Origin of the sequence: Shewanella sp. 10N.286.52.C2 (genome assembly GCF_002874545.1) — a bacterium.
Classification (GTDB): Bacteria; Pseudomonadota; Gammaproteobacteria; order Enterobacterales; family Shewanellaceae; genus Shewanella.
Window position 1 is genome coordinate 102,414 of sequence record NZ_MCTV01000009.1, and the last position, 19,021, is coordinate 121,434.

16 protein-coding genes and 1 pseudogene are annotated in these 19,021 nt (G+C 36.2%); 1 reads left to right on the forward strand and 16 read right to left on the reverse strand.

The window, feature by feature from the left end; all coding sequences use genetic code 11:
- Positions 1–432: 432 nt before the first annotated feature.
- From BCU94_RS04580 to BCU94_RS04590, 3 genes and pseudogenes are all read right to left on the reverse strand, one after another.
- A complete protein-coding gene (locus BCU94_RS04580; protein WP_102475736.1) occupies positions 433–1,437 on the reverse strand; it encodes an NAD-dependent epimerase in 1,005 nt (334 codons plus the stop codon).
- 16 nt (positions 1,438–1,453) lie between these two features.
- The gene (locus BCU94_RS04585) at positions 1,454–2,620 is read right to left on the reverse strand and encodes a nucleotide sugar dehydrogenase (protein WP_102475737.1); all 1,167 of its coding nucleotides are present in this window, start codon (positions 2,618–2,620) and stop codon (positions 1,454–1,456) included.
- Positions 2,621–2,676: 56 nt separating this feature from the next.
- A pseudogene (locus BCU94_RS04590) lies at positions 2,677–3,758 on the reverse strand (DegT/DnrJ/EryC1/StrS aminotransferase family protein); the annotation flags it as partial.
- Positions 3,759–3,772: 14 nt separating this feature from the next.
- Between BCU94_RS04590 and BCU94_RS04595 the strand changes: the two are divergent.
- A complete protein-coding gene (locus BCU94_RS04595) occupies positions 3,773–4,528 on the forward strand; it encodes a site-specific integrase (RefSeq protein WP_241904956.1) in 756 nt (251 codons plus the stop codon).
- Positions 4,529–4,631: 103 nt separating this feature from the next.
- Here BCU94_RS04595 and galU read toward each other — a convergent pair whose 3' ends face one another.
- From galU to BCU94_RS04660, 13 genes are all read right to left on the reverse strand, one after another.
- Positions 4,632–5,510, reverse strand: a complete 879-nt coding sequence (gene galU, locus BCU94_RS04600; RefSeq protein WP_102475738.1) for a UTP--glucose-1-phosphate uridylyltransferase GalU — start codon at positions 5,508–5,510, stop codon at positions 4,632–4,634.
- 48 nt (positions 5,511–5,558) lie between these two features.
- Positions 5,559–7,490 carry a nucleoside-diphosphate sugar epimerase/dehydratase gene (locus BCU94_RS04605; protein ID WP_102475739.1) on the reverse strand — a complete coding sequence of 644 codons (1,932 nt, stop codon included), beginning with the start codon at positions 7,488–7,490 and terminating at the stop codon, positions 5,559–5,561.
- A gap of 340 nt (positions 7,491–7,830) precedes the next feature.
- A complete protein-coding gene (locus BCU94_RS04610; protein WP_102475740.1) occupies positions 7,831–8,997 on the reverse strand; it encodes a nucleotide sugar dehydrogenase in 1,167 nt (388 codons plus the stop codon).
- Between the two features lie 34 nt (positions 8,998–9,031).
- Positions 9,032–9,586 (reverse strand): sugar transferase, encoded by a 555-nt coding sequence (locus BCU94_RS04615; RefSeq protein ID WP_102475741.1) that lies wholly within the window; start codon positions 9,584–9,586, stop codon positions 9,032–9,034.
- A complete protein-coding gene (locus BCU94_RS04620) occupies positions 9,570–10,550 on the reverse strand; it encodes an SDR family oxidoreductase (protein WP_102475742.1) in 981 nt (326 codons plus the stop codon). Before BCU94_RS04620 ends, BCU94_RS04615 begins: the two co-directional genes overlap by 17 nt.
- 19 nt (positions 10,551–10,569) lie before the next feature.
- On the reverse strand, positions 10,570–11,772 hold the full coding sequence (locus BCU94_RS04625; RefSeq protein WP_102475743.1) for a glycosyltransferase family 4 protein: 1,203 nt from the start codon (positions 11,770–11,772) through the stop codon (positions 10,570–10,572).
- Positions 11,773–12,903 (reverse strand): UDP-N-acetylglucosamine 2-epimerase (non-hydrolyzing), encoded by a 1,131-nt coding sequence (gene wecB, locus BCU94_RS04630; RefSeq protein WP_102475744.1) that lies wholly within the window; start codon positions 12,901–12,903, stop codon positions 11,773–11,775.
- Positions 12,891–13,778 carry an SDR family oxidoreductase gene (locus tag BCU94_RS04635; RefSeq protein ID WP_102475745.1) on the reverse strand — a complete coding sequence of 296 codons (888 nt, stop codon included), beginning with the start codon at positions 13,776–13,778 and terminating at the stop codon, positions 12,891–12,893. The genes wecB and BCU94_RS04635 overlap by 13 nt, the downstream gene beginning before the upstream one ends.
- Positions 13,779–14,822, reverse strand: coding sequence for a polysaccharide biosynthesis protein (locus tag BCU94_RS04640; RefSeq protein ID WP_102475746.1), 1,044 nt, complete (start codon positions 14,820–14,822; stop codon positions 13,779–13,781).
- Positions 14,815–15,939 carry a glycosyltransferase gene (locus tag BCU94_RS04645; RefSeq protein ID WP_133149779.1) on the reverse strand — a complete coding sequence of 375 codons (1,125 nt, stop codon included), beginning with the start codon at positions 15,937–15,939 and terminating at the stop codon, positions 14,815–14,817. The genes BCU94_RS04640 and BCU94_RS04645 overlap by 8 nt, the downstream gene beginning before the upstream one ends.
- 5 nt (positions 15,940–15,944) lie before the next feature.
- Positions 15,945–16,967 (reverse strand): hypothetical protein, encoded by a 1,023-nt coding sequence (locus tag BCU94_RS19565; RefSeq protein ID WP_102475748.1) that lies wholly within the window; start codon positions 16,965–16,967, stop codon positions 15,945–15,947.
- Positions 16,968–16,969: 2 nt separating this feature from the next.
- The gene (gene wzy / locus BCU94_RS04655; RefSeq protein WP_102475749.1) at positions 16,970–18,196 is read right to left on the reverse strand and encodes an oligosaccharide repeat unit polymerase; all 1,227 of its coding nucleotides are present in this window, start codon (positions 18,194–18,196) and stop codon (positions 16,970–16,972) included.
- Entirely contained in the window at positions 18,193–19,017 is an 825-nt protein-coding gene (locus tag BCU94_RS04660; protein WP_102475750.1) for a hypothetical protein, read from the reverse strand. The genes wzy and BCU94_RS04660 overlap by 4 nt, the downstream gene beginning before the upstream one ends.
- Between the last annotated feature and the right edge of the window lie 4 nt (positions 19,018–19,021).

The window sequence follows — 19,021 nt, forward strand, 5'->3', positions numbered from 1 at the left end:
GAAACTAAAAGACCTTCTTATGAAGGTCTTTTTTATGCTTTTAAGCAAACTTTATTGGTAAGCGGTACCCTTTAGTGAACTAAGCCCACAGTTTGTGCTCACATGCTGTCATGATTAAAACGATCTGCTAATTTTTGGACATTGTCGAGCTACGGATTTCGTGCAATGCTGAGCTTTCAGATAACTTATTCTATAACCAAACACACCAATTGACTGCAAAGTAGTGGCCAGCTTTACTGATCCACTACAGGTGTACTGTGGTATTATAATAAAATCCCGAATAATAAGGTGAGAGAACGCTTATGTTTACTGATACGGTTAATTATTGGATGCCACTCGTCGCTGTAGGCTTTGCGTCTATAGTATGTTTTGGGATGATAACTTATTTTCTCTATCAACAAAGTAAAAAGAAAAATAAATAGATAGATATAACTATTTGTTATAAAACTCGCGGTACCATTTTACAAACTCAGCAACACCTTCTTTTACACCAACTCTAGGTTTATAACCCGTAGCTTCAAATAAATCAGCTACATCAGCATAAGTTTGATACACATCACCAGGCTGCATCTCTCTAAAGTTTTTCCTGGCTTCAATACCCAATTCATCCTCAATGGCTTTGACAAAGCCCATTAAGTTAATCGGCGAACCATGGCCTATGTTATAAACTGAATATGGAGCAGAGCTGGTCGCTGGTGAACCATTTTCAACAGTCCAAGATTTATCCCGACTTGGTATTACATCAGCAATACGAACCACACCTTCAACAATGTCACTGACGTGAGTAAAATCACGCCACATGTCACCATTATTATTGATGTCAATAATTTCGCCATCAAGGATCTTTTTGGTAAAAATAAACGGGGCCATATCAGGCCGCCCCCAGCTACCATATACAGTAAAAAATCTAAGACCTGTCGTTGGAATATCGTAAAGGTGAGAATAGCTATGCGCCATCAACTCATTAGACTTTTTAGTTGCAGCATAAAGCGAAACAGGATGGTCAACACTATCAGAAGTAGCAAATGGCGTCTTACTATTCAAACCATATACCGAACTAGATGAGGCATAAACAAGGTGTTGAACTTTTGTGTTTCTACAGCCTTCTAAAATATTTAAATGCCCAACTAAATTCGAATCAGCATAAGCATGTGGATTTTCAATCGAATATCGTACGCCGGCTTGTGCGGCCAGGTGAATAACACGGTCAAAGCTTTCACTTTTAAATAATTGAGTTACAGATTCTCTATCCGCAATATCTAATTCAACTAACCGAAATTTTTTGTGCTCGATACGTTTTAAACGTGCATGCTTTAAAGCAGGGTCGTAATAATCGTTAATATTATCAATACCAACTATCTCATGTCCGTTTGCTACTAGTTTTTCAACAACTGCACTACCAATAAATCCAGCTGCACCAGTGACCAAATACTTCATATCATTACCTCAAAAACTAATCTGAACCGAAAAGGTCACGAGTATACACCTTATCACTTACATCTCGGATTTCATCAACCATGCGATTAGATACAATAACATCTGACATAGCTTTAAAGTCTTCCAGCGATTTTATAACTTCAGAGTGGAAAAAGTGGTCTTCTTCAATCACTGGCTCAAAAACCACTACTTGAATTCCTTTAGCTTTCAGGCGTTTCATAATCCCCTGAATACTCGATGCCCTGAAATTATCTGACCCAGTTTTCATTATTAGACGGTAAATACCCACGATTTTAGGTTCACGCTTTAAAATTGCATCTGCTATAAAATCCTTACGCGTGGTATTTGAGTCAACAATTGCACCGATGATATTATTTGGCACATCTGAGTAGTTTGCGCGTAATTGTTTCGTGTCCTTAGGTAAGCAATAACCCCCATAACCAAATGAAGGGTTATTGTAATGACTGCCGATACGAGGATCTAAGCCAACCCCTTCAATTATTTGACGTGAATTTAAGCCATGGGATTCAGCATAGGTGTCTAACTCATTAAAGTAGGCAACGCGAAGCGCTAAATAAGTGTTAGAAAACAACTTAATAGCTTCAGCTTCCGTAGAATCAGTAAACAAAACATCTATGTTTTCTTTTACTGCACCTTCCACTAATAGGTTCGCAAACACTTGAGCTCGTTCTGAACGCTCACCTACAATAATACGGGATGGGTGCAAGTTGTCATATAAAGCACGGCCTTCACGCAAAAATTCTGGTGAAAATATTAAGTTATCACACCCCAACTCTTCTTTAATACGCGCTGTATAACCAACTGGGACTGTGGATTTAATAACCATTACTGCCGAAGGATTTATTGCCATTACATCTTTTATTACCGCCTCTACAGATGATGTGTTGAAATAATTTGTTTCAGCATCATAATCTGTTGGCGTAGCGATAATTACATATTCAGCGTCTTTATATGCGATGTCTTTATCAAGAGTAGCTTTAAAATTGAGAGTTTTATTAGCTAAGAAGTCTTCAATTTCAACATCAACAATTGGCGCTTTTTTTTCATTGAGCATTTCTACTTTTTCAGGGATTATATCAACCGCAACAACTTCATTCTTTTGAGCCAAAAGCATTGCGTTAGATAAACCAACGTAACCTGTACCAGCAACTGCTATTTTCATTTCTTTATAACCTCAATAATTTACTTCTGTGCCAGTAATAAGACATGCTTAAGAATTTAACATGTTTTATCTATTTCAGCCTCAGTCAATGTAGGATGAACCAAAAACATTATACTGGTTTCACCTAATACTAATGCATTGGGTAAACGATATTCAGGACGCCAAGGGGTATTATCAAAGGCTTTCTCAAGATAGATCTCAGAACAACTGCCTTGAAAAGCTGGCCCCCAAAAGCCATAATTTCATCCACAATACGATCACGACTCCAGCCTTCGGCTAAGTTCTCTGGCTTTACAAATAAATAATGCTTGTATTCTTCATGTTCAATATAATCAGGCACAACAACAGTTCTGACTACATTTATATCTGCCACAGCTGTGTCTATCGCTTTTGCATTTGATTGACGTTTAGCAGTCCAATCTAGCATTCGAGTTAACTGAATGCGCCCTATCGCACCTTGCATTTCAGTCATACGCCAATTAGTACCAAAGCTTTCATGTAACCAACGAAACCCTGATGGGTGTTCTCGGTTATAAATTGCATCAAAGCTTTTACCATGATCTTTATAAGACCACATTTTAGACCACAACGTTTTGTCATTGGTAGTCACCATGCAGCCTTCACCACCAGTAGTCATAATTTTGTCTTGGCAAAAAGACCAAGCACCAATATGACCAATAGAACCTACGCCCTGCCCTTTATATTTAGCACCATGAGTTTGGGTACAATCTTCAATCACATAAAAACCATGCTTTTCAGACAATGCCATAATGGCATCCATTTCAGCAGGCATACCCGCAAAGTGTACTACAATCACAGCTTTTGTGTTCGGTGTTAATACTGCTGCTATTGACTCAGCAGTAATCGTTTGGCTATTTAAGTCTACATCCGCAAATACAGGGTTCGCACCGGCGGTAACAATTGAAGAAGCGGATGCCAAAAAGGTACGAGGCGTGGTGATCACCTCATCAAGCTCTGTGCCTTTAAAAGCAGCACCTACCCCTAAGGCATTTAGAACCAAATCAAGCGCCAAAGTGCCATTACCCAGTGCAATTGCATAATCACAACCACACCAAGCCGCAAATTCAGTTTCAAAATGACGACATTCTTGCCCAGTCCAATAGATAGATAGATTATTTTCGTCAGGAACTTATGGAAATAATGAAAGACAGTGAGACACGTCAATTATCCAATCGCCGTATTAATTTCTTACTTTGGCCTGTTATTGCCATCATTAGCTTGGCCGCTGAAGAATGTAAATTTGAATATCCCTTAAGACGCTACAAAGCGCTCAAGGAAGAAAAAGCAGAGTCATACCCAATGACGATTGAAGAAGTGCACAAGTTTTTAGACAAGGTGCCACAAGAGTGGAAGGATTACTTTATTATCCGGTTTTGGACTGGTATACGCAGCTGTGAGATACACGGCCTTGAATGGCAGCATATTGATTTTGAACACCGTTTAATTCGTATCCGTCAGAACTGGGTAAATGGTGAGGTCTGTGATGTAAAAACGCCTAAATCACGCCGAGACTTAAAGATGTGCGGTACCATCTACGAAGCCTTTAAACGCATTAAAGATTCAAGTGAGTCAGGGTATGCCCCCTATTCTGACTTTGTGTTTACCGGAAAATCCGGTGCGCCACTGGATACACATTATGTCAGTAAAGCATTATGGTACCCCACATTAATCAAAGCAGGACTTAAACGCAGACGCGCTTACGAGACGCGTCACACTGCAGCAGTGCTTCATATAGCAGCCCTTGAGAATCCCTTGTACATCTCACAAATGCTTGGTCACAGCGATACTCGCTTATTGTTTGACGTATATGCCCCTTATGTAGCTAATGCATCACGTACTGATGGAAATGCATTTGATACGCTGATGCGAAGTGAAGGCTTTTCGTAAAAGGCTTGGGGTTTAAAATCCCCATTTTATAATTTTGTCTCTAAAAGCAAAAAACCAACTCATTGTGAGTTGGTTTTTATTTGAAATGCGAAAGTAATCTAATCTAGAGCAATGTTTTAATTACTTTAGCAAAATCATCACCTAGATTTTTATCACGAAGGCCATATTCAACAAAGGCTTTCATGTAACCCAGTTTGTCACCACAATCATGTGATTTACCGGTCATATTGAACGCTTCAACAGTATCTTGTTCAATTAGCATATCAATCGCATCTGTTAACTGAATTTCGTCACCCGCGCCCGCTGGTGTTTTAGCTAATAGATTCCAGATTTTTTCTGATAGCACATAACGACCAACAACAGCTAAGTTTGATGGAGCAGTCCCAATGGCAGGCTTTTCAACCATAGCTTTGATTTTAGCTGAATCACCTGGGGCGATTTCTTCACCATTACAATCTGCAATACCGTATTTGTTCACTTCATTATCTGGTACTGGCGCAACCATAATCTGACTAGCAAAACTGGTATGGTAACGTGCCATCATCGCAGCTAAATTTTCAGTTTTTTGGTTTGCTGTATATTCATCTAAAATAACATCAGGCAATACCACTGCAAAAGGTTCATTACCGATACAAGGTTTAGCACACAACACTGCATGCCCTAGGCCTTTAGCCTCACCTTGACGAACACTGATAACAGAAACGTCTTTAGGACAAATTGATTGTACTTCTTCTAACAGCTGACGTTTAACACGCTTTTCAAGCGTTGATTCAAGCTCGTAAGATTTATCAAAGTGGTTTTCAATGGCATTTTTACTGGCATGGGTAACCAGTACAATTTCTTTAACGCCAGCAGCTACACACTCATTAACGATATACTGAATAAGCGGCTTGTCCACGATAGGTAGCATTTCTTTTGGAATCGCTTTAGTTGCAGGAAGCATACGTGTGCCAAGACCTGCAACGGGAATAACAACTTTCATGAAAAACCTTATTTAATTAGGTGACTGAAAAATAATGATAAAAATATACTAGACTAAATTAACCACATTTTGAACAGCTGGTTTGTTTTTTTCTGTTTGCTGATAAAGCAAATCACAAATACCATCCGTTGGCGCAAAGCCTGTCGGCGTGGTTAATAAAATGTCTCGTATTGTGGCATGGTCAAAAGCATGGCAAGCAGCATCTAAACGCTCAAGAATTTTAGAATACTCTGCCCATGAAAGATGAACCTCATTGGCCGTCATTATTCTTTCATGCTCGGTACCCGTGACATCATCACCAATCAATAGTTCTTCATAGAGCTTCTCACCAGGGCGTAATCCACTATATTCAATCGCTATTTCGCCTTCGGGGTTAAACTCATCACGGACATCAAAACCACTCAGTCGGATCATTTTACTGGCTAAATCGACAATTTTGACTGATTTACCCATATCTAATACAAACACATCACCGCCTTTACCCATAGCACCAGCCTGAATAACCAATTGCGATGCTTCAGGAATGGTCATAAAGAAACGGGTGATTTCTGGGTGAGTTACAGTTACTGGTCCGCCATTGGCAATTTGGGTTCTAAATAGCGGTACTACAGAGCCTGATGACCCTAAAACATTACCAAATCGCACCATACAAAAGCGAGTTTGATGATCCTCTTTTGAAAAAGCTTGTAACACAAGCTCTGCCATACGCTTGGTTGTGCCCATAACGTTAGTTGGTCGTACCGCTTTATCTGTTGAAACTAAAACAAAGGTTTCAACTTTTGCAGCAATAGCCGCTCTTGCTGTGTATAGGGTGCCAAACACGTTATTTCGTACACCTTCAACAACATTGTGCTCAACCAATGGGACATGCTTATAAGCCGCAGCGTGGTATACAGTCTGAACGCCAAAAGATTCCATAATCGCTTGGACACGATTCTCACGTTGAACCGAGCCCATCATCGGTAAAATGCGAACATTAAGCCCAAGCTCTTTTGCTGTTGCTGATAACTCTCTTTCAATGGCATAAAGCGAATATTCAGACAGTTCGAATAACACTAATTTCTTTGGTGATTTTTTTAAAATTTGACGACATAGTTCAGAGCCAATAGAACCGCCTGCACCCGTTACCATAACCACTTTGTCGGTAATATTCGCGGTTAATAAGTCTTGTCTAGGCGCGACCGAATCACGCCCTAATAAATCATCAATTTCGACTTCTTTAATATCACTATACAGTTTATTACCACTCACCAGATCTGCCATAGCTGGGATGGTTAATACCTGAGTTGACAGTGACTCTAAACGATTAAGAATGTCTTTACGTTTGGCTCTGGTTGCACTCGGTATCGCAAGCAACACTTTTGTCGCTGCTTTTTGGCTGATGAGTTTACGTATGATTGAAGGAGAATGAACGTGAACGCCTTGGATTACGGTGCCATGTAACGCTTTATCATCATCGACGAAAGCATAAGGATAATATTCATGGCTTAATACCAAAGAGTTCAGTAACTGACGTCCACTGACCCCTGCGCCATAAATAATCACTGGCTCACCGTCGCGTTTAAGCCCTGAGCCAACTAAAGAACGAACAAGTGCACGCGTTCCCCCTACAAACACCAAAGCGAACATGGCATATATGATAGGAACAGTGCGAGGCAGATGCGCTTCAGTAAAATAAGAGACGAACACTAAAGTGACAGTTGACGCGACAATACCAAGTAAAATAGCCGTTATTGCTTGTAAGCTCATATAACGCAATACCGCGCGGTACAAACCAAGCTTGGCGAACGCTAAAATGCTGAAAGGAATACTTGTAGCAACCAAAGCCCAGTAATGCCCATTAAGTAACACACTGACATCATCAACTCTGACTAATAACGCAGCCCAAAAGGCAAAGCTTAGAAAAACAGTGTCAATTGCGATACTCACTAAACGTTTTTGACTACGCTCTAAACGAAACAACTTTTGCAAAAAATCCATTTTCCGCTCCATAAACTTAAAAATCATAGTGTATTACTTCTTTAAATACGAACGCCTCACCACTATACCATTTACAGGGTAATATGAGTAATGCGTACAACTAGCTTAGGATATTATATGTGAGAGCATGAAAGAACACGAAGAAAAAACTTAACTTGTGCACTACTCTGGAATTGTAGGAATAAATGTGAACAAAAAACCGATGAGACACATTTTTATCGACTTTTTTGATGATGAGACAGACAAAATTAGCGCTAGTTTAAGTAAATCAATACTCTAGCGCTAAAATCATAATAGATAGATAGATAGATAGGTCTATTAATCTAGTTAGCAACGAATACTAATCAGAACCAAATAAATCTCGAGTATACACTTTATCCGCAACATCACGAATTTCATCAACCATTCTGTTTGATACAATCACATCACAACTCGCTTTAAACTCTTCAAGTGATTTAATGACTTTAGAGTGGAAAAACTCATCTTCGTGTAAAACAGGTTCATACACAACCACTTCAATGCCTTTTGCCTTTAAGCGCTTCATGATCCCCTGAACACTCGATGCTCTGAAATTGTCAGAACCCGACTTCATTATCAAACGATAAATACCTACGCGATTAGGCTTACGCTTAAAAATTGATTCTGCAACAAAGTCTTTACGTGTTTTATTAGATTCAACAATCGCACTAATGATGTTGTTTGGTACATCTGCATAGTTAGCTCGCAATTGTTTCGTATCTTTAGGCAAGCAATAACCACCATAACCAAATGAAGGATTATTATAATGGTTACCGATACGAGGATCCAAGCCAACCCCTTCGATTATCTGGCGAGCATTTAGACCGTGCGATTCAGCGTAAGAATCAAGCTCGTTGAAGTAAGCCACACGAAGAGCTAAATAAGTATTTGAAAATAATTTAACTGCTTCAGCTTCTGTTGAGTCAGTAAACAATACTTCTATGTTTTCTTTTACTGCACCTTCCACTAATAAGTTAGCAAAGACTGCAGCTCTCTCTGAACGCTCACCAACGATAATACGTGATGGGTGTAAGTTATCGTATAAAGCACGCCCTTCACGTAAAAACTCAGGTGAAAAAAATATGTTATTACACCCAAGTTCTTTCTTAATACGTGCTGTATAACCAACTGGTACAGTAGACTTAATTACCATAACAGCATTAGGGTTAATTGACATTACATCCTTAATTACTGCTTCTACCGATGATGTATTGAAATAATTAGTTTCAGCATCGTAATCAGTTGGAGTGGCAATAATCACATATTCGGCATCTTTATACGCAAGATGTTTATCAAGCGTAGCTTTAAAGTTAAGCGCTTTGTTTACTAAGAAATCTTCTATCTCTACATCAACAATCGGGGATACTTTGTTACTAAGCATCTCCACTTTTTCTGAAATGATATCCACCGCAACGACTTCATAATTTTGCGCCAAGAGCATTGCATTTGATAAACCTACATAACCCGTACCAGCAACTGCAATTTTCATACTATATTATCCAATTTAATCTTTTAAATATAAGTTATTTAGGTTTTACAGCATCACCACTACCGCTACCAGTTATTGTCATGATGATGTATTTAAAGTAGTTTTTAAGAGTTAAAGTGTCGATCATTTGCTTATCTGTTTCAGCTAAAACCTTAGGTGTAGACATATCAATATTTTGTACTTGAGCTAAACCTGTAACACCTGGTAACACATTGTATACACCTAACGCATCACGCTCTTTAATCAATTCTTCCTGATTAAATAAATTTGGGCGGGGACCAACCAAGCTCATCTCACCTTTAACAACATTAATTAACTGAGGTAGTTCATCAATTTTCGTTTTACGAAGAAATGTACCAAATTTCGTGATTGAAGCATTACTAGCTAAATGACTCGCGACAGATTTAGTTTCAACAGACATGGTACGAAATTTAATTAACTTAAACTGTTTTTTATTTTTACCAACACGAGTTTGTATAAAAATCGGTGAGCCTGTATCAAACAAGCCAATTATGGTTACAATGACTAATAATGGCCAAAGGAATAATAAGCCCAAAAAAGCAGCTACAAAATCAATTAATCGAATCATTTAATTTCTCTTTATTTTTCAAAAATGCATCAGCCGTTTCTTTAAAGCCTTGCTCAATAGTTTGTGGTGGAGCCCAACCAAGCGTCTCTTTGGTATGAGATATATCAACTTGTAATGAGCCTAATAAACGATTGACGACATCCTGCTTGTTAAACAGTTTACCAGCCACAGAGTAGCACCACAGTGGAACAGGTAGCATTCTACTTGACTTCCCTAAAGCTTTAGACATTTCTTTAACCATAGAGGCTGTTGAAACATCATTGTCATCTGATACCAATAGCACTTGATTAACAGCTTTAGGATGGTCAATACAAGTTATAATTAAATCGACTAAATTAGTGACTGACACTAAACTGCGCTGATTACCAAAAATACAACCGAAAGGTAACGGTAACCCTTTAGATACTAGATTTAATAACGAAGCAAAATTAGCCTTGACTCCTGGTCCATAAACTAAAGTTGGACGGATAATAACTACTTCCATCTCCGTTTCTTTGGCTATTTTATGTAAACCGACTTCAGCTTCGTACTTACTTAAACCGTAAGGATCAGTAGGTATAAAAGTATCGTCAGGTTTAAATGGAAAACCAAGCTCGGTAGACTCTCCATTTACTTTAATCGAGCTGATAAATATAAAGCGTTTTACCCCTAAATCCGCAGCCTGCTGGGCAAGGTTTAACGTTCCATAGGTATTCACCTCACGAAACTCGTCCAATGGATTTGATACGCTATCATCCATAACATGTACACGAGCAGCACAATGAATGACAATATCAGCACCTGTTACAATGTTTTTCCAGTTTTGATTTCTACATATGTTATCAATAGAAAACTGAGAAATTTGCCCATCAAGTGTTTTATTTAGGCTACGAACAGCTGCACGTATATTATTTTCTTTATTAAGCAAACGAGGTAAAAGAGCCTGACCCACAAAACCACTCATGCCAGTTAAAACTATTTCCATTACATGCCCTTGCTAGATATTATGACTTTAAGTTGTTTAATATTGTATTTGCAGCTGATTTAACCGAAAATTGGCTTGCTAACAAACGGTTTGCATTATCACCAATTTGCTTTCTTAGATATTCATCCGCAGCAAGCGCCTTCGCTGCATGATAAAACTCAGAATCTTGGCCATTAACAAGAATATAACCTGCATCAACGTCAGTAATCACTTCACTTAAATCGTTGCCTTCATTAATACTGCCTAAAATTGGTAATGACTCAACCATGTAACCAAGCAATTTGCCAGGGAAGTTATGCGTTTTGTGCGATGCAGCTAAGGAAAAAAGACCGATATCAACTTGGGTCAATATTTCTTTGTATCTTGCTTGAGTGACTGAACCTAACAAAGTGGTATTTGTTAGGTTTTTAGACTCAATGGTTTCTTTTACTAACGCAACTTCATCACCTTGTCCTAGAAAAAGGAAATGAGCATTAGTGACTTCTTTCATTGAATTCGCTAAACGTAATAAATTGCCCATATCTTGGGCATGACCAATATTGCCGCCGTAAAAGAAAATAACTTTATCTTGCAAACCATAGGTTTCACGTAAATTTTCACTATCAATTCTCACTAAGGAAGCATTGGTATCTGCCCAATTATATAATACGTGCGTATTAAACTTATCTTGGTGCTGTTCAGTAAACAGGGTCAAATTTTTGGGTGACATTAAACCGATAGAATCAGAAGCGCTATAATTAATATTTTCGAAATAGCGGAAATATTTCTCAATAAAAGAGCCCTTTCTTATCAACCCCTCGTCAACAGCCCATTGTGGGAACATATCACGTAAAATCAAATAAGATTTACAGCTGTTTTTAATCTTGATTTTGTTTACTAACGGGCCAAAAAAAATGGATGGTGAATAATAAATCACTCCATCAAAGGGTTCATTATCAACTTCATGACGAATAGCCAGCCAAGCATTAAAAGATAATAAAGTTTCATTAATTGCCCGTTTTAACTTCCCTTGCCCTCTTAATTTACCACTTTTAAATTTCCAATAAGTAATATCATCAATAACAGACTTATTTAAGCGGACAGTCTGATTAGGTTTCCCTGGTGCAATTATAACCGTGGTATGCCCCTGTTTTACAAATTCCGCAGCAAGTTCATGCAACATTTTTGCATGAACTAACGTACTATCAGGAAGGCTATCATCACCAATAATAGCTAAATGCATTTAAGATTTTTTCCAAACAAATTTATTAACATAATCAGTATAGCTAGTGATGATTCTTACTACTTTTTCTGAAACGTTTGGCGCAACGTAATCTGCGACTATATTCAAAGTTCGTTGCTCACCGTCACTTTGATCTTCTAATATGTCAATCGCTTGCAATATTCGGTCAATCTCCATGCCGGTAAACATAACCGCGCCTTCTTCAAAACCTTCAGGTCTTTCTTGAGCTTCACGAATGTTTAGCGCTGAAAAGTTCATAATTGAAGATTCTTCAGTGATAGTTCCGCTGTCACTTAAGACTAATTTAGAATCTTTTTGAAGCTTAACATAATCAGAAAAACCTAATGGTTTTAACAGTTGAACCAAAGGTGAAAACTGAAGATTTAGCGCTTCTATTTTCTTACGCGTTCTTGGATGCGTTGAAACAATAATTGGTAAAGCAAATTTATCTGCAAGCGTATTAAGCACATCAACATATTTGTGTATGTTTGAGTCTGAATCAACATTTTCTTCTCTGTGCACACTAACAACAAAGTATTTTCCCGCTTCAAGTTCTAAGCGAGAAAGAACATCAGATGAATCAATACTCTCTTTATAAAATGTTAAGACTTCATCCATCGGACTACCTGTTTTAATAATAAACTCAGGCTTCAATCCCTCGCGTAATAAATATTCACGGGCAATATCACTGTAAGGCATGTTCACATCAGAAATATGATCAACTATTTTACGATTTATTTCTTCCGGTACACGCAGGTCAAAGCAACGGTTACCAGCCTCCATGTGAAAAATAGGAATTTTTCGACGTTTGGCAGAAATAGCAGAAAGGGCGCTATTTGTGTCACCTAGAATAAGTAAGGCATCCGGCAGCAACTCAGAAAAAACTTTATCAGACTTACTGATAACTTGTGCCATTGTATCTGCAGCAGTTTCGCCAGCACACTCTAAAAAAACATCAGGTGCGCGAATACCTAAATCATCAAAGAATATTTGATTTAATTCAAAGTCATAATTCTGACCAGTATGAATTAAAGTGTGATCGCAGTATTTATCTAATTTTGCGATTGTTCTCGATAAACGGATGATTTCAGGACGAGTACCTACAATAGTTGCTACTTTTAATTTTTGCATCTGTATATCTCATATCTATGTTTATAGTCATCATGCATTTCTGAAATAAGTGCCTTCCAAGAAGGTATCTCTAAATTCAATGCACTACGTAACCTATCTGAATTTAATGAGCGGTCGATTTGTAATTCAGTCGACTCAACAATTTCTATCTTTTTACTGTAAATTTCTGCAATAAGGTTGAGCAGTGTAAATTTATCAATCGGCTCAACACTTAATTGATATACACCAGAAAGTTCATTTGCAGGCAATATATTGTCAATAAGTAATCGTGCAATTACAGAAGTTGGTAATCCAGAGAAAATAGCCTTTGAAAAGCCTTTTGTACAACTTTCTTGAGATAAAAACCAATCAACTAAACTGACAGAGGAATCAAGCTCATGACCTATGATTGAAGTTCTTAACGTAAGATGGGGCGGATAATCAACTTCACCTAAACACTTTGAGCGACCATATAAGTCGCGAGCATCTGGTGTGTCAGTTTCGATATACCCCCCCTTTGCTCCATCGAAAATACAATCAGTAGAGAAATGGATAAGCTTACAATCATATTCATCACATAAACTTGCTAACTGATGAGGTAAAAGACTATTGATAGCAACCGCATCAACATGTTGCTTTGAAATACTATATTGCTTAATCAGACCAATACAGTTAATTACAACAGCTGGCTTAATTTGTTCAATAACACCCTCTATTGTTGATAGGTCATTTACATCAATACCTTTTAATAAATGCTCTTCGCATCCATTAAAAAACTTTTCTTTGCCTTTGATACTGCGAACAGTCCCATAAACATCGAGATGCTCCGCATCGCTAAGATTCTTAAACAGACTATAGCCAAGCATTCCTGTTGCACCAATAATCAAAACTTTCATTTATACGCCTTCCGGTACAGAAATATTACCTGATTCAATTTCTCGCATAAAATCCAGTTTTCTTAGTAATTGCTTCATCCCCTCAACATCTAAACGCTCTGTATTATGCGAGTTATAGTCTTCTACTGCAGACAAATCTTGCTCTCCTTCTTCAAAGTATTTTGAATAATTCAAATCTCGATTATCAGCTGGTATACGGTAATATTCACCTTGGTCTTGTGCAACAAACATCTCTTCACGGCTACATAAGGCTTCAAATAATTTTTCACCATGTCGAGTACCAATTACATTGACTTTATGTTCAGGTTTGTTGATCATCTCAAGAATTGCCTGAGTTAATACTTCAATGGTTGCTGCAGGAGCTTTTTGCACAAAAATATCACCATTAGAGCCATGCTCGAAAGCATGCAAAACTAGATCTACGGCATCATCTAATGTCATCATAAAACGAGTCATCGAAGGATCAGTAATTGTCAGTGGTGTATCTTCAATAATTTGGCGAATAAACAATGGAATTACAGAGCCACGAGAAGCCATTACATTACCGTAACGAGTACCAGATATAACAGTATTTGTACCATCTAGGTTACGGCTTTTAGCTACAATCACTTTCTCCATCATAGCTTTGGAAATACCCATAGCGTTGATTGGGTATACAGCTTTGTCAGTACTCAAACAAACGACCCGACTTACACCGTGGGAGATTGCAGACTCTAATACATTCTCTGTACCCAACACATTAGTTTTAACAGCTTCTAATGGGTAAAACTCACAAGATGGAACCTGTTTCAGTGCAGCAGCATGGAATACATAATCAACACCACGCATAGCTGTTGAAATACTTTGTGAATCGCGGACATCACCAATGTAAAATTTTAGTTTATCATTGGAGAATTCCTTTCGCATATCATCTTGTTTTTTTTCATCACGGGAAAAAATCCGAATTTCCGAGATATCAGAATTTAAAAACCTGCGTAAAACAGTACTACCAAAAGAACCAGTACCACCAGTGATAAGTAAAACTTTGTTTTTAAAGCTATTCATCAAACAATCCACCAACCAATTTATTATGATTAACTATTTTTTCCACAATATACATATAACTTTTAGATGACAAAATATTAAAGTCATCTGCCGTAAGTTTTGAAATTATATTTATATATTCTACCATTTTTTCTACTTCGTCAGTCCTAACAACTTGACTTCCATAATTAACAACATCACACCAAGGTGTTTGATCTGAAATCAGCACTAAGTTTGAATATGATAAAGCCTCAACAATAGCATGACCATAGTTTTCATTAAGAGTAGGTAGACAAAAAAGGTGAGTTTTTCTCAGCAAACTCTTGACTTGGTTTTTATCCAGCGGCCCTACGTAATCAACGGTAACGTTATTAGAGCAATTACCTAACACTTTTTTGCAGCTTTCCCAATATGGTTCATCTTCGACATTTCCTGCTATAGTAAATAATATTTCATTAGTATCAATAAGGGAGATACTTTCACAAAGAGAAAGTAGATTTTTTTTCTTTGAAATCCTAGACAAAAAGACAACGTGTAAGCAATTGTTTTTTTTATCTTTAACTATGAATTCTTCTGGTTTTTCAGCGATATTCGGTATAATACAATAATCAATAGAACCAAGGACTTCCACTGCATCTAGATACTCTTCCTTAGATGTAAATTGAAACTTGACATTATTCTTCAAACAAAGCAACCGGTACAAACTTATAAACAACTGTTTTTTGAACGACTTTAAATCCATAGCACCTTTTGTTAACTCTCCTCTAGGGGCAATAATTATTTTGTTAGACTTAATAATTGAAAGCTTTACAAAAACTTGATAAAGAATACTATATTGGAATGAAAAGAAACTATTCAAATAAACAATATCATAAGAAAGATGTTTAAATAAAATGAATCGAGCCATTTTAATCAAACCATCAAAATAACATACATCACACCCTTTATAGTCCGAACCAATAAACGCATTATTTCCCCCCACGTTTAATTTTGTACCATCTATATCGTATGAAGAAGTAAAAACATCAAACTTATACAGTCCAGAAAAGAGGGCTAAAATATTTGAAATACTTTTTATTGGCCCTCCTGCTTTATAAGCAGGATAAAAATAGTCACAAACAAGAAGGATTTTTTTCATACTAATCAACCAATCACCTTATGATAAACATTATAATAACTTTTTGAAACATTGAGATTATATTTAGACTGAAAGTTTTCACTTGAAAAATCTTTATCAGTCAAACTTTTTGACTGCATAAAATCTTCGATATGCTTAAAAGTTAAATCTCCTTTGTAAAAGTGAACATTTTTATAACCTAAATGTTTAATAACTTCTAATGTATAGGGTAACTCTGGTACTAATATTTTACTGTTAGAGCTAATCGCTTGATAAAGAACTCCTGAATTAGTTATTTTTGCATATGGTATAACAACACCTAAACACTCTAACAACTCTAAATCTAATTCAAGATTGGAATACCTAGAAAGTGAAAGCTCAATATTCGCTCCTAACGAAAGTTGTTCTAACACTTCTTTTGATACACCTTTACAACCCCCCATCACTTTCAACCTATTACTCTGGGATGTTTTACTATATTCTTTTATTAAGTTTTCTACATTTTTATACGGCCTTATCAATCCAAAATAGAGTAAACAACCATCTTTACCTTTACCTTTACCTTTACCTTTACCTTTACCTTTACCTTTATATTTATCTATGCTTATATTTTTATAAAGTGGATGATGTATGACGCAAACACTTTTATTTTCATTCTTTTCAATATTCTTACCACACCTCTCTAAAGAATCATTAGTCATAAATACAAAACTATCTGTTAATCTAAAAAAAAACTTATAAGCGAATGACGTGAAATACGGGCTTGTATTTTCATGAGGCATATCATTATGTACGGTCCAAACAATTTTTTTTCTAAACATTTTGATGTACACAAGATATAATAGCACCAACAAAGTACCGAGATATTTCGTGGTGAATTTGTTTTCATTTAAATAGGTTTCAGGCCAATGCATATGAAAAACTGAAAAGTTAAGCCTAAAAAAATCAACCCACTTATGATTTACATAATCGACAGATTCGGTTCTTATAAGCTTTACGAATGAATTGCTATCGTTTGAATTCTCCAAGGGCCACATTTTTACTTTCATGTTTACTTCCTAGTACGAATAAATTTTACACCACCAAATAACCACATAAAAACCGTCAGATATAAATAAGGAACGAATCCTTGCCCAATCACATTTTCTAAACTGACAGTATATGTAAATTTAAACAAAATAAGAAAGAACAAAAAATCAAGAATTGGAGTTCCATTTGACATGGTGTCAAAATATATTTTAGCAAATGCGATTAAAGACATTGTGAGTAAAATAGAGGTAATAAAGTCAAACTTACTTGACTTATACAAAATGTAATAATACATAGCGAATCCAAAATCAGAACTTGTTCCTGCAGTTAGTGTAGGAGTATAAGAATGCATAATGTTATTATTTAAATTTCGAAATTCTTTATCCATAAATTTAGAAGGTATTAGTGGCCGCAGAAGAGCTTTAGACTCTTTAAAATCTAACTCTTCAGCTTTATATAAAGAAACTATTTTATCCGTATTTTGATATGCTCCAAGCGATGTAGCGTTCATAGAAAGCCTACTGGAAAGATGTTCAACAGCTTGGAAATATGAAATATTCTGCATTGAATTATTACCTCTGATTTGATTTTTCAATACAAAGATTTGCTGGTAAACTAAACCTCCAATAAAAATAACAGTAAGAGGGATTAGCATTACCATTTTCCTGCCGAAGTATTTAGAATGCCGAAATCTTACACAACATTCAAGGACGAAAAATATAAAGAAAAAAGATGACCATCCCTGTAGAAGCTTTAGTAAACAATAAAAAATAATGTTTAATGAAAAATGGTTTTCTGAAGTATAACTAAAATCCTTTTTATTTCTAATAATCAGAAAGTATAGAAAAACGAAAGGGTCGGGTTTAATAAGAGCAAATAAAGTGCTGTATGGTGAAGTAGCTGGCTCACCAAAGGTGACCCTACCAACCCCGGTAGCCATAAGGAATGAAATTTGTAGAACAAGGATTACCGATAACAACCAACTCAATCGTCTAAAGTTGTACTTTACACCAATTGATGCTCTAACCCTAAACTTAACAAACACTTTATATAATAGATAACAAAGAACAAACCCCACCAAATTAAAAAATGAGATTGCAAAAACTTCAAAATCACTAATCATTCTTATTTCACGATATAGCTCCCCAGGAAACTTTTTATTACCAATAGTTTGAATGAGTGAAATAATTGTAGTAACAAAATAAAGAGTAATATACGACAACTCCATTCTAGTATTGTTTTTTATCATTTCGATTTCTTTAAAATATTATAAACCTTAATTTGAAACTTTCTAACTAAACTAAAAAATAACCCTGAATAAACACTCCTAATAGAAACATCATTCTCATTTAGTTTAGAAGAAAGGATTTTTTCGTTTGTTATAGCCTTGCCTTTATTAACTATCACATTCAAATCAGAGCTTTCACTTTTATACCAACCTTCGCCCAATAACCACTTAGACAAATGATTATTATAAAAATCATTACAACCATTCACCTTAATACTATTATTATTAATAATCAAATCTGTTGTTTTGCATTCACTAAATGGAACACCCCCCCTCAAAACCTTATAATTCATTGCAAAAAGAAAAGTTGAAATCCATCTCTGGACTTTTCTGTCGAAAACAATGAATTCTTTATCTGTAAAATCAACATGTCCAACCGCAACATCATTACAACTACAGTAAGAAATTGCGTTAGAGTACATTAACTCATCTAACAAAGTGAAACTTCTATGGTGACAAAAAGTATCATTAGAGAATAGAAAAACATCATTTTCTTCAATCGCAAATTCATTAGTAAGAAAGTCAACACCCTCATCCCAACCACTAAATTCCCAGGACGTATTAGTTCCATCAATAAAGTAAAAGTTTTTAGGCGTTGTCAAATATCTTTTGTGGACTAATGACTCATTATTATTAACTACCAAAATAGTATAATTATCATTAGATATTCGTTTCAGTATATCCTCTAACACTTTTAGGCTTTTGTTATAATACTCTGGATAGTATGAAACGTGAACAGCATAGTATTTTGGTTTTTTGGTTAATGATTTCTTTATTTTCATTTAT

Excerpts from the sequence above, each read along its gene's own strand:
- BCU94_RS04580 (WP_102475736.1), bottom strand. The coding sequence starts at position 1,437 with ATGAAGTATTTGGTCACTGGTGCAGCTGGATTTATTGGTAGTGCAGTT.
- BCU94_RS04585 (WP_102475737.1), bottom strand. The coding sequence starts at position 2,620 with ATGAAAATAGCAGTTGCTGGTACAGGTTACGTTGGTTTATCTAACGCA.
- BCU94_RS04595 (WP_241904956.1), top strand. The coding sequence starts at position 3,773 with ATGGAAATAATGAAAGACAGTGAGACACGTCAATTATCCAATCGCCGT.
- galU (WP_102475738.1), bottom strand. The coding sequence starts at position 5,510 with ATGAAAGTTGTTATTCCCGTTGCAGGTCTTGGCACACGTATGCTTCCT.
- BCU94_RS04605 (WP_102475739.1), bottom strand. The coding sequence starts at position 7,490 with ATGGATTTTTTGCAAAAGTTGTTTCGTTTAGAGCGTAGTCAAAAACGT.
- BCU94_RS04610 (WP_102475740.1), bottom strand. The coding sequence starts at position 8,997 with ATGAAAATTGCAGTTGCTGGTACGGGTTATGTAGGTTTATCAAATGCA.
- BCU94_RS04615 (WP_102475741.1), bottom strand. The coding sequence starts at position 9,586 with ATGATTCGATTAATTGATTTTGTAGCTGCTTTTTTGGGCTTATTATTC.
- BCU94_RS04620 (WP_102475742.1), bottom strand. The coding sequence starts at position 10,550 with ATGGAAATAGTTTTAACTGGCATGAGTGGTTTTGTGGGTCAGGCTCTT.
- BCU94_RS04625 (WP_102475743.1), bottom strand. The coding sequence starts at position 11,772 with ATGCATTTAGCTATTATTGGTGATGATAGCCTTCCTGATAGTACGTTA.
- wecB (WP_102475744.1), bottom strand. The coding sequence starts at position 12,903 with ATGCAAAAATTAAAAGTAGCAACTATTGTAGGTACTCGTCCTGAAATC.
- BCU94_RS04635 (WP_102475745.1), bottom strand. The coding sequence starts at position 13,778 with ATGAAAGTTTTGATTATTGGTGCAACAGGAATGCTTGGCTATAGTCTG.
- BCU94_RS04640 (WP_102475746.1), bottom strand. The coding sequence starts at position 14,822 with ATGAATAGCTTTAAAAACAAAGTTTTACTTATCACTGGTGGTACTGGT.
- BCU94_RS04645 (WP_133149779.1), bottom strand. The coding sequence starts at position 15,939 with ATGAAAAAAATCCTTCTTGTTTGTGACTATTTTTATCCTGCTTATAAA.
- BCU94_RS19565 (WP_102475748.1), bottom strand. The coding sequence starts at position 16,967 with ATGAAAGTAAAAATGTGGCCCTTGGAGAATTCAAACGATAGCAATTCA.
- wzy (WP_102475749.1), bottom strand. The coding sequence starts at position 18,196 with ATGATAAAAAACAATACTAGAATGGAGTTGTCGTATATTACTCTTTAT.
- BCU94_RS04660 (WP_102475750.1), bottom strand. The coding sequence starts at position 19,017 with ATGAAAATAAAGAAATCATTAACCAAAAAACCAAAATACTATGCTGTT.